Below are 12,398 nucleotides of genomic sequence, written 5' to 3'. Positions count from 1 at the left end.
TATTTTCTTCTAAATAACATTTTTATGACTCAAGTTTGTTTTTTAGAAGAGTACATTATATACTTTAAACAACACACGTATTCTTTCGCAATTAGCGTTTTTCACCATACTCTGAAATTATTACTATTTACTAATTATACTTAACAGATATACTTTACTTAAAGTTAGCTACACCTAAAACAAAGAATCAACTACCCTAAACTAAACTGATCTATGAGAGGTGGGTACATTGAAAACATTCCAACTGAATTTCATTACCAATAAACCCCTGATACGATGGCTTCAAATCCTCAATGAATTTGAAAAGAATGCTTGTTGCAACGCGAATGACTTAGCAATACTTACTGAGAGCACTTCTAGAACAATCGGTAAAGATATCTGTCAGATCCGAGATTATTTTGAGGATTCGATCACGATTGAATCTACCCATCAGGGGTATGTATTCAAACAATTGAAATTAGTCACTTACGAAGAGAAAAAAACTGCTTTACTTGAGAACGAGCCACTTTTTTTAATTCTTGAGAAAATTTTTTTTGCTGAATTATATACCCTTGACGATTGGTCCGATCAGTTACATCTCTCTAAAACGACCCTCTTGAAATACCTCAAAAAAATCCAATCACAGTTAGTTCATTTTGATTTGGATATCACGCATGATCCCGTAAATATCATTGGTCAAGAAGCAGATATACGACATTTTTTTTGCACGTTCTTTTATGAATCTGAAATCACTCCGCACACCATCTTCCCTTCTGTTTCCGCTCAGCAAGCGGTGAATGAAATCAGTTGTCTGTATAAGAATGACTTCTATCGAAATACCTCATTTTTCTTATACACTTACTTACTTTATATCTCGGTTGAACGATTCATGCAGGGAAATACAGTGAACGTAAATAACCACTTACGCTGTGTCTTGACTGATCGGATGCAACAAGTACATGCCGAAAAAATAAATGACGTAATTGAAAAATATTACGGCATCCGTTTACCTGAAGATGAACTGATTTTCTTATTCTGTAGCATTATTACACAGAGAAAAATGAGTGATATCATTGTTGAAAAACAGTTTTGTTCAACATACAATCAGTGGCCAGAAAGCAAGCGACTTGCAGAAGATTTTCTAGAAATATTAGACTGTAGCGATGAAAATAAGCTCGTCAATCTGACCTTTTTAGAATCTTTTTTTACAACGGCGAAACTGAAAGAATATTTGTGCATTTCTGCTAATCGAAATACGCAAGATATCAATCGATTTATTCAAAAAATCTTCCCGAATGAGTGTCGTAAGTACCAACATTTTCTAGAAAACAGCTCGGCTTATCATTCGCTATACTCTCATGACTTTTTAGTAGATTTCACTTCTAACTTAGTGATCTACGTTGAAACTATTCGAGAACGCTACTGGAAAAACAAAAAAAATATTGCCTTTCTTTTTGAAGGCAATAATCATGTCATACAGTTCATTGAAGCCATATCGAATAAATATTTTATGGAATATCAATATGTGTTCTATCCAAACGCTAGTGAAGTAAACAAGAACTATCTTCTTAAAAATAAAATTGATTTTTTGATCACTAATCATCCTGAACATGTAGAAGAATTCCAAGAAGTAACAGAATGTATTCTTTTTCGGTCTATTCCTTCTGCTTCTGATTGGAATCGCTTACTCGAAAAAATCAATCCGAAAATCATCAATCAATATTTTTTAGCTGACAAAACGAGTTTTCCCTCTTCCATATACGAATGATAAATCCACCATATTCCAATGGCCTTTCGAATGGGTCCTTGCTAAGCAGATTCTAACTATGTCTACGTTTACTCCTAACCTTGGCTTACGATTATTTTATCAGCACCTGTATCATGAAATGCTTGTTGTTTAGATTTGCAAATATGTATTGATTGTTAAGATAAAAAAACTCCCTCAGATTGAAAAAATCTTTGAGGGAGTAAAAACGTGATAACGTTAGTCGTTCATTGATTCAGTTGAGGGAAATGTATCTGGGTACAGCTGACTAGCACTTCCAGCAGTATACTCTCGATAACCATTGAACCCTAAGAAATTCTGTGTAAAGCTATTGATGTTCGAAGAAACCACTTGACTCCCATTTGCACCACTTAACTGTGTTTGTAGATGGGCTGTCCAAGCATGAGTCGGTGTTGGTCCAAAATTATTATTCGCCCAAAAAGCATTTCGAACGGCATTGATCTGGATATTTGTTCCTAACGTATGGATCAATGGACTAGAATAAGCGGCAGAACCTGTTTGTCTTAAATGGATTTGGTAAGGATTATCAATTGTTAAATGTCCAGATCCAAGGACTTTTACTACTGGCTCGCCACCAGTATGATCTGCTTTAAATGTTGAGAATTCCCCCACATACATCCGACCATTTGTTGAAATTTGTACAGGTGATAAAATATTCGAATTGACAGTCAAACTACCGTTGTTGATCACATTCAATTGATTCGCCACGATGGCTTCATTCATGATCACTTGGGAGCCAGAGTCGATTTGCACTAGACCATCTGTTCGGATAAATGGTTGTTGTCTCTGTCTTGTTTGTTCATTCCCAACAACCAACGTATTCCCAGAAAAACTTACTGTTGAACCAGAAACACCTTGTACAAATGGTTGTCTGACTTGGTTTCCGTTTGTAACAATTGGTCGATTCGAGCTAGAGTTAAAATGAACATGTCCACCAAACCCTACATGTAGGGAATGATTATTATTCATATTGATAGTCGAATTATTGAGGAAATTGATTGTCACCGCTCGATTGACTGTGTTTAGACTAGTTAAAGCGCTATTGAAACTTGAGGTGACATTGATTACTGATACATTTGAATTATTGATGGCACTTCTAAATCCAGACCATGTTCTTACGGATGCAGTTGTACGATTTTGATTATCTACAAAAAATTCCACGTCCTCATCATTTGTAAATGTTTCCCCATACATTGATAACGTTTCCCCATCTTTCAGAAGAACACCACCAGCAGTTTCGCCTTCTGTCAATGATTGTGCTTCTGGTACGATTTCACTTGCAGCGACATTCGTTACTGAAATTGGGCCAGCAAGGAGCATACCGCTTAATAATAAGGTACTCATAAGAGTCATTCGTTTCATTTTCTTTCCTCCATTCATTTGATAATTTAAGATTAACGAAGAACTCACATTGAATCAAAAGTGTTTTTTCGTGACTATACGAAATTTTTTAATTGATTCTTTTAAAGTTTTTCATAACCTTTTCTTTCATTTTCTCCACTCATCTTACTCCGGAAATGTCTCAGGATATAGTGGCATCTCCATTCCAGCAGTATATTCTCGATAGGAATCAAATCCTAAAAAATGATTTTCAAAACTAACTGAATTTGAACGAAGAACTTGCGAACCATGGGGGCCACCAAGTCGTGTCTGTAATTGACTATTCCAAACATGAGTAGGACGAAAACTCATATTATAATTTTCCCAAAAGGCATTTCTCACGGCATTGATTTGCATAAGCACGGCAGAAGAATCGATCAATGGTGCGATAAGCCCACCAAAACCCGTCTGTCGTAGATGGATACTGAGTGGATTATCAAAAAAAATCTCCCCGCCAGTCATTTTGATCACTGAGTGGCTCCCCCCATGCCTCACTTTTAACGAAGAAAATTCACCGACTCTAATCGTCCCATTGATTCCCATTTTTATAGGTGTGATTTCATGTGCGCGTAATTCTAAATGACCATAGTTGATCACAAATAAATCATTCGCTTCGATTGCTTCATGTATCCTTACATTGGAGCCAGATGGAACCTCGATTAATCCTTCTGTTCGAATAAAAGGTTGCTCTCTCAGTTCAGTTGAAGCATCTCCGATGACCACTTCTCCATTCAGACGAATCGTACTCCCATAAGAACTTTGGATAAATGGTTGCTTTAATTGATTTTTACTAACAAATATAGGCGACTTGGCGTTCGCTTTGATTTCTAAAACAGAGTTCTTTGCCAATTTAAGTGCATGATTATTTTCCAAATCTATACGAGCAGCATTGATAAAATTGATCGTCAATGGGCGATCAATCGTATCCAACGAATGAAAGGTCGTATTGAAGCTAGCTGACACATTGATAACGCTGACATTTTGATCATTGATAGCATTTCGAAATTGGTACCACGTTCTTACCTCCACTGTTTTACGATTTTCTGTATTTAAGAGATAATACGCTCCATCTTCACTAAGAAAATGATGGTCATCATTGGCTAATGATTCACCATCCTCAAGCAGCCTACCTCCAACTGATCCTCCTTCCTCGTCCGCAGAAACATGTGTCGCTGCTTCAATTCTTGATGTAAATACAAAAGGGGAGTATATCATTTTTCCTAAACACAATACCAAACTGAACCACATGATTTTTTTCATAAATCCCACCGCTTTCCTTTAGTAAAATAATCATACAGGAAAGCTAAATAGAATAACAAAAGTGTTTTTTCTGCGAATCACGAATTCTTCTATTTTTTATAGCTAGAAGTTTTTTGGCTCTATAATTTATGGGACTGATGAATCAAAATTGATTCTTCAGTCCCATTTTCATTTTAGGTATTAAAAAACATATCGTTCTCTAGTATGATTAAATCACCACAAAATAAACAACTGAGAGGACGATATGCTATATGAATGATTCTATCAAAAAAATGCTAAGATTAATAGATAAAGATTTGATGATTACTGAGATCTCTTACGAGATCTTTCATAAGGAAAAGACATTGGTCATTAATGCCATTCTCTCACCTGATCCTTGTGCCTGTAGAAGTTGTGGTTCTACTGTGGTAGATGGAAATGGGAAAGCAATTGTGGTGAAAAATGGGAAGAAAGAAATCATTGTCCGCTTTGAACAATACAATCATATGCCAATGGTTATGCGCTTAAAAAAGCAACGCTATACCTGTAAAAACTGTCGAACCCATTGGACTGCTCAAAGCTATTTTGTACGCCCAAGACATTCAATTGCGGATCATGTCAGATATAAAATTGCTTCTTTACTGACTGAAAAAGTCTCTTTATCTTTTATTGCGAAAAGCTGTCAGGTATCTTTGACTACCGTTATTCGTACATTGAAAGAGTTTAAAAGCTATTTACCAAAGCCCACTAAGAGGATTCTCCCCAAAGTATTGATGGTTGATGAATTTCGTTCGCACACTTCCATAGAAGATAAAATGAGCTTTATTTGCGCAGATGGAGAAACAGGTAATTTAATTGATATCTTACCTACTCGTAAATTACCTCGATTAACAAACTATTTCTTGGGCTGCACCAATCCAGAAGAAGTAAAATTCTTAGTCACAGACATGAACGCCGCCTACTTCCAGCTCACCAAACGCGTTCTGCCAAATGCGAAAGTAGTGATTGATCGGTTCCATATTGTCAAACACATGAATCAAGCTTTCAATGAGTTGCGTATCCGTGAAATGAATGAACTGCGTAAAGCAGGACAGAAAAACCATGCAGAAAAACTGAAAAAGAACTGGCGCTTTCTGCTAAAAAATCGTGCAAACATTAATCATTATGAGTATAAAACATGGAAAAGTTTCCGAGCACCTAAATACCCATTTCTTACTGAAGCAATGATGATTGATCGATTGCTTAGCTTTTCTACGCCCCTAAAGGAGGCGTATCCCTTTTTCCATGAATTAGTTGAAGCTTTTCGAGACAAAGACCCTGACTTGTTTTTCTCCTTATTGGCAGAACTTCCCGAAACGTTAGATGACGGCTTTCGTGAGAAACTTCAAAACCTTCTGACCTACGAAGAAGGCATCGCCAATGCGATGATTTATCCTTACTCCAATGGAAAAATAGAAGCAAAGAATACCCACATAAAAACGATGAAACGAGTATCCTACGGATTTAGATCATTTGAGAACATGAAAATTAGAATCTTTTTGACCAATCAATTAATCAAAGTTAGATAACAAAAAATCTGAGCCAGAATGTGGTTCATTCTGACCCAGATTTAATTTTTCGCAACTCATCAGTCCTTATTGACAAAGAGCCAGTTTTTTCCCCTTTCGCACACACAACCCATAAAAAACGAAGAAACCAATAAGTACCTTTCACTGAAAGGCACTTATTGGTTTTTTTAGTAACTATTTTTTTTCGGATCGTTGTCACACGAACGCTGATTCTTTAAGATTGCGAGAACAAGCCAGCCTACCACAAGCAAATAGCCCAGCCACAAGAAACGGTGACTACTCAAAGCATTTGTCTTTGGCAGATTCCCTTGTTTTAGTTGTGAGATATCTGCGACAAGGGTGTGGTTTTTGTCCTCGTTTCCATGTGATCCATTGATCGCTTCATCTTTTTCTTTTGTACTAGCGCCTTCCCCGATTCGTCCGGTAACAGTTACTTGTCCTGTTATCGTATCTGCGACGACTACTTTATTCAGCAAACCGTTCGAGATAATGAGGAATAAACTCGCAATATAAAACAATTTCATTCTTTTTATCATTTGATTTATCCCTTCTTTTCTGGGATTTCAGTGATTCTTTTTTATGCTACGTTAGGTGAGAAACTCAAAACTAATTTAAACGTTGGGTTTAATTCCGCTGAAGCATTCACGGGTGTTGCTTTACCAGTGAATCCAAATTTCCCTGCATTCACTCCATCATTTCCTTGTAGTCTGAAAAGTTCTGATGCCGTTATCGTTGGTTCGCCATCTTCAAACAAATCAATTGTCGTCACATTTGGTGCCCCCACCGTATTTACGCTCAATAAATCTACTTCTTTCATATTCACTGGCGTCTCTACATCAGAAACTGAAGCAATCACCCCAACCGCAGAGTTGTTTGTAATCGTATGTTCAGGTGATGTGATTGTCGTATGGTTTGAGGCTTTGGTTGTGTAAAACAAGGCTTTTGTCGGAATTGTCACATTGATCCATTGATCCAATTCTTCAGGATTTGGACCAGGTGTCGTATTATCAAACTCACCGATGATTCCCCGTACAGTCACGTCTCCTGACGTCTCGCCTTCGCGTCCATCAACCACTTGCTCTGCGCCTGCGATTGTCCCAGTTACCATGATCCCTGCGATTGTTGCTGTACTTAGAAGTGCTGTTACTATTTTTTTCATCTAAATTCCCTCATTTTCTTTTTTTTAGTTTTTAACGATAATCATTACTTCCGCCTCAGTGACCCCTTGTTTTTCTTTCGTTTCAGGATCATAAATATTAACGGTGGCTTTAGCAGGATACTCTCCTTTAGTTAATTGTTTTTCCAATTTTACATTCTCTACGAATTGGTTTGGATGGATGGCACCCGAAGAATAAATCAACTCTCCAGTAGAGAGTAAAGAAATATCAACTGCGATCGGATAAACATTCGTCCCAGGATTGACAATCTCGATCGAGCCTTCACTCTGTCCGTTCTCAAAAACGGCTTCTGGATTGATTTGTAATGTAAAATAATTGGCATCGGCTACTTCTTGCGCTCGTTCCGCCAAGCGTTGATCAGAGGCATCACCAACTGCTGGTAAAAGATCCGCACTGATCAATGGCACCTGATCTTTTGATTGATTGAAATAATAGGCAAGACCACCGGCAATCAACGAAAATAACAAAAACCACAAGAGCCATTTACGCTTATTTTTATTTTGTGCTTGGTTCGTTTCCTCCAATGGCTTCACCTCCTTGTTAACTATTTTTTTCTTTAAATTCGTGGGACGAATCTTAACACGATTCGGTAATTAGGCACGAGCGTGTTCTCGTAATAGCCTCCTTGCTCAATCTCAGTATTATCAACCCACCGTGGATAATCCCCATAAAATTCTCCCGATAAGGAAAGCGGTGTACGGTCTCCTTCTGATAAACGAATCAGATGTTGCTCTGGCATCGTTGCGTATAACTGTTTTTTGACCTCTGGAGTTTGAATATTCAAGCGCAACAATGGCTTCGTAATATCCTCATAACTAGGATCCTCCACATCACTTTCTACATAGTCAAGTGGATCTTCCCCTTCTTTCAAAAGAACGATTCCAGCAGGATCATCAATAGCAACTTGGTTGATATACGTATCGACAGCTACCGAAGATTGGTTGTGGATCTCATAGGTTTGGCTCTCAAACTGGCGGTTCGATTCTTCTCCGTCATACAATGATTCAAAGATCATTTTGACAGGGATCGTTACCCGCAAATGTTCAACTTTTGAGGTCAGATCGATACCGATCGTCATCTGATATGCTTTATTGCCGACTTCAAGAATAGCGTAGTAACTTCCGTCTTCTTTACTATCTAACGAAAGATCTGTCTCAATGATGCGAAAATCATTGGTCATGTCTTCTTCAGATAAGATATTTCTTGCTTGCGCACGACTTTCTTGGAGAATGAGCGCATGTAATGCTTCAACAGTAGCTAACTCGTTGATCTTAGAACGATCTAAGGTAAAGTTATTGCTCCGATAATCAATACCTTTGATGACTGTTTGCTCTTCTGTCACATCCCCAGTTGTATCCCCAGAAGGCTTTGACAGTTGGATTTCGACCGTTGACTCCGTTTCAAGACGTTCCATTTCTGCTAAATTGATTTGGAAGGAACGAACTTTCTGTTGGTTATCTTGATAGTCTCCCCAGACAATACGAGGAGAATCTTTTTCAAGAACAATCGTATTTCCTTCTGTGTTTTTATAGGTAATCGTCAAATGATCCACCGATTCTGTGGCATGACCGTGAATCGCTACAGATTGGTCACTCACAGGGTCCAGTTTGGCAATGAGTTGTTCAGGCGGAACTGGCTCCCAGATGTAAGTACCTGGATAAGTGCCATCATAGTTATTCATAAACTCGGTTGAGTTTTCAAACGCGATAACCCCCGTTTCGCTCGTTAAACTTTCTTCTAAAACCCACCGTCCTGTATATTGATCAGTTATTTCAATCTGTGGCAAATTTGTCGAACCAACTGATGACGCGGTTAGGAAAACCGTTTTTTCTCCCAGAACGATTGTCTTTAAAGGTGTATTATTAAACATAGCTAAAACAAAAATGCTTCTTGCTATATCCCAATTACTGATATCTAATTTTGTTAAAGACGTTGCACCATTGAACATATACACAGTAGAAACTAAAGCGGAGGTATTCCAATTACCTAAATCTAGTTCTGTGATTGAGCTTGCCGATTGGAACATGCCACCCATATCTGTGACATTTGACGTATCCCAATTACGTAAATCTAATTCTCTTAGATTTGATGTACCGGAAAACATCATCTGCATGTTTTCGACATTTGAAACATCCATTCTATCAATATTCTCGATTATTTCCAGATTTCGCAAGTCTATAAACAGAGCCCGTGAATTTTTTGGTAATATTACTTGATCTTCCACGATGATTTGCTTAACTGAAGAATGGGTTTTCCAAGGTGCATCTGCTACTGCGCCTGCTTCCCCACCATATAATGTGATTGTTTCAGTTCCCTTCTCATATTCCCAAGGGACCGTTCCCCATAGATTCTGTTTAGGCTCGTAAGTATAGACAACCGTTTGTTCTTCAACCCTAAAAGTCCCAGAGGCATTTTCGTGAGTCTTGCTCAATTGCCAACCACTAATGCTTAACGCTTCGGTTGTGTAGGTTTGATCAACTAACCCAGTCAGCACTCTAGGATTGGCTAATTGATTCCCTGCCTCATCTTCATGCTTTACAGTAATATTCCCACCTGGAACCGATTCATAGACTGCACGAATCACAGAGTTTCCAGCTCCATTTTGGCTTACAGCAAGATCTGGGATATTTGGACTAAATATGAATATTGGACCTGAAACGACTTCCCATCGTAAAAATCGGTAACCGGGATTGGGGAACGCGTGCATATTACCCATGCTCTGTCCTACCTGGAGCCATACCACATTCGATCCTGACGAATCAGTTCGTCTAGGATTACCACCAGCTGGTGGACTTGCAACTAATTCTAAACGATACTCAGTCGTACGATTACTTCCCTCTTTACTATTTTCTAATTCTTCTGATTCTTCTGTCTTTTCTGGATGTTCCGAAATCGCTGTTACTTCATGATTATCAGAAGAACTTGACTGATCAGCCGCATAAGTGAGTTGAAACGGGAGATGGTGCAAAAGCAAAGCCATGATCAATAATAACTTTCCAACGATTTGGCTAATTGTATTTATGTTCATACCACTCCTCCTAGTATTTGACCTACTGCATTATTCTTATTAGAAACTTATAGCGAGCAACGTTTAGACATTCTTTTTATCAACTGTCATTTCTTGTGGGCTCGAAGATAACTCTTTTCCCAAAAATTCTGTAAGTCAATTTGCATGTTTATTACTTCACTAAGATTACATTGATTTTTTAATGAAATAAAATCATCTATTTCATTAACGTCTGAAATAAATGAAAAAAAACAGTCGCTATTTTTATTAGCAACTGTAAGAAAAACATTAATTATAGGTTTTACGATAAGGATTTATTTTTCTTTCTAGTCGTTGCCAATCATGATCATCTGGAACAGCTTTTAACAAGAGAAAATCGCTCTCAATGATGTAATCTAAAAGATAGCGATTGTAGTTTGTCACAATCAAATCAATATGTGCGGCGTTCAATACTTCTTCTGCTAGATAATAAAGCGGTAAAAAAACTAATGTATGTTTACTCCCAAATTGTTGGCGTACACGAGTTATAATTTGTTGACAAACAAAATGATCCCCTTCCAGAAGAAAGTAAATTGTTTTACTTGGTAAATAAAAATCGAAAATTAAATTACTATAAATCGTTAAACTCACACTTATATCTTCCATGTATTTTGAAGAAATAGAGTAGTTTTTCCTTTCTTTTTTTAAAAAACCTAAATTCCGCTGATAATTCTCATTATCTGAGCGTATAACTGCTTTTTTTATCTCTATCGCCTCTTTATTTAATACAGGTGATAACAAATCATTTATTTTTCTAGAGAGAAAAAACGAACGTAAGAATGTTGTGATTTTTTGATCAATATTTTGGGGGAAATCAAATTCCTTTAGATATCGATTCGTGAGTTGAGAAATTTCTGTGCCTTCATGAAAATCTTTATAAAACTTTTTCTCTGATTCTTCATGGTCTAGGGTACGTTTACAGATAGTGACTAAATAAATCCAAGCGAATTCTTCTTTTGATAATTCGACCTTATAAAGTTTCTTGAGGTCCTCTTTCAAAGAATGAAGGAGAGAGAAATTCTTTGCTTTGTATGCTAATTTCGCCAATTTTCTTGGAATCTCTATAGAAAAACCAAGTCCTGCACGTTTGATTGCGATATAAAAAGTATAATAAAAGGCTGCTGGCGTAGTTCCAGATCCAACCTCATCTTGGCCCAATTTATTGCTTAATTTTTTTAAAACCAATTCATGTAATTCAATATCAGGAACGAGCGTATAGGGGGTTTCTACCCCTTCATAATAAAAATCCTTGAAGAATTTTCGTAAATTTGCTTCTCTTCCTTCAATCGACACTGGATTAGATACCCACTCTAGTCCATAACTCTCTAAAACTGCGGTTGATCGGTTCAATAATCGCCGAAAGGTACTCTCAGAAAAATGATAGAAATGTGCAAGTTCATCGATATTTGACAATTCCCCTAAAAAAATATTGCCGATAATTTCAAATAAACATTCATTTTCTAATAATTGTTGTTTTCTTTCTTGGTATATCGAAGTTTTTTTTTCTTCAAAAAGGATTCCACTATTGCCTGACTCTAAACTGATACAATCATCAAAATAGTCTTTGATATACTTGATATCATTGGCAATCGTTCGTTGTGTAACTTGGATTTTTTCGGCCACTTCTCCAATCGTAAACAATCGTCTTCGTTCAATCATACTCAATATTCGAAACAAACGGCTAGTCGTCCGATTACTGATAAATGCCAATTGTAAGTCTTTCAAGTTTTCCACCTCATTTTTTAAATGAACACTTTTCTTTATACTTACATATAAATAACACAACCAATCGGAATGATAAACTATATTGTTTCTCCTTGAGAGAAAAAACGAATATAAAAGTGGCAGATCTTAACGTTCTATTTTGCTTCTTAAACCTTATGGTAGTTATGATTTATTCAATAGTTACACAACGCTTTCTAAATGATCATTCGTACCCATTTTTATAATTTTTTCAGGATTCCAAATGAATCCTACTGTTATAAACAGCGTTACCAACAAAGTCATTCTTTAAATAAAAAGGACTATTTTTGCCAATTGGCCAATCTTATTAGTTATTAACCATGGATGATCCAAAAAAGCTGATACCCCTTACATAAAACCAGCTTATTTATAACAATTTATTTATGTATTTTTGCTTATTATCCATACACTCAAGTTCTTGATCTCCCTCAAAATCCATTTGCTATTATCGTTTTTTGTCTTCCTTGCTCTAGTACCTT

General features: G+C 36.9%; 9 protein-coding genes. 2 read left to right on the top strand and 7 right to left on the bottom strand.

What is annotated here, in order from left to right:
- Positions 1-229: 229 nt before the first annotated feature.
- Positions 230-1,747, top strand: a complete 1,518-nt coding sequence (locus IGK77_RS03035; RefSeq protein ID WP_074801957.1) for a helix-turn-helix domain-containing protein — start codon at positions 230-232, stop codon at positions 1,745-1,747.
- 216 nt (positions 1,748-1,963) lie between these two features.
- On the opposite strand, the gene IGK77_RS03030 is transcribed toward IGK77_RS03035, so the two are convergent.
- Positions 1,964-3,127 carry a hypothetical protein gene (locus IGK77_RS03030; protein WP_074801960.1) on the bottom strand — a complete coding sequence of 388 codons (1,164 nt, stop codon included), beginning with the start codon at positions 3,125-3,127 and terminating at the stop codon, positions 1,964-1,966.
- Between the two features lie 144 nt (positions 3,128-3,271).
- Complete coding sequence (locus tag IGK77_RS03025; RefSeq protein WP_074801963.1) at positions 3,272-4,405, bottom strand: pectate lyase-like adhesive domain-containing protein; 1,134 nt, start codon at positions 4,403-4,405, stop codon at positions 3,272-3,274.
- Positions 4,406-4,656: 251 nt separating this feature from the next.
- Here IGK77_RS03025 and IGK77_RS03020 point away from each other — a divergent pair, with 251 nt between their 5' ends.
- Positions 4,657-5,952, top strand: coding sequence for an ISL3 family transposase (locus tag IGK77_RS03020; RefSeq protein ID WP_438712933.1), 1,296 nt, complete (start codon positions 4,657-4,659; stop codon positions 5,950-5,952).
- Positions 5,953-6,119: 167 nt separating this feature from the next.
- Here the strand turns inward: IGK77_RS03020 and IGK77_RS03015 are convergent, their stop codons facing one another.
- The 5 genes from IGK77_RS03015 to IGK77_RS02995 form a co-directional block, all read right to left on the bottom strand.
- Positions 6,120-6,488 (bottom strand): hypothetical protein, encoded by a 369-nt coding sequence (locus IGK77_RS03015; protein WP_074802050.1) that lies wholly within the window; start codon positions 6,486-6,488, stop codon positions 6,120-6,122.
- Positions 6,489-6,529: 41 nt separating this feature from the next.
- Positions 6,530-7,111 (bottom strand): hypothetical protein, encoded by a 582-nt coding sequence (locus IGK77_RS03010; protein WP_074802049.1) that lies wholly within the window; start codon positions 7,109-7,111, stop codon positions 6,530-6,532.
- A gap of 24 nt (positions 7,112-7,135) precedes the next feature.
- Positions 7,136-7,654, bottom strand: coding sequence for a hypothetical protein (locus IGK77_RS03005; RefSeq protein WP_019722371.1), 519 nt, complete (start codon positions 7,652-7,654; stop codon positions 7,136-7,138).
- A gap of 32 nt (positions 7,655-7,686) precedes the next feature.
- The gene (locus IGK77_RS03000) at positions 7,687-10,158 is read right to left on the bottom strand and encodes a BspA family leucine-rich repeat surface protein (protein WP_074802048.1); all 2,472 of its coding nucleotides are present in this window, start codon (positions 10,156-10,158) and stop codon (positions 7,687-7,689) included.
- Positions 10,159-10,425: 267 nt separating this feature from the next.
- Positions 10,426-11,901, bottom strand: coding sequence for a helix-turn-helix domain-containing protein (locus IGK77_RS02995; protein ID WP_074802047.1), 1,476 nt, complete (start codon positions 11,899-11,901; stop codon positions 10,426-10,428).
- Positions 11,902-12,398: the final 497 nt, after the last annotated feature.

It is taken from the genome of Enterococcus sp. DIV0806c (assembly GCF_051710905.1).
Lineage (GTDB): Bacteria > Bacillota > Bacilli > Lactobacillales > Enterococcaceae > Enterococcus_B > Enterococcus_B mundtii.
The sequence above is the reverse complement of the archived record's forward strand: the minus strand, read 5'-3'. Positions and strand labels throughout refer to the sequence as shown.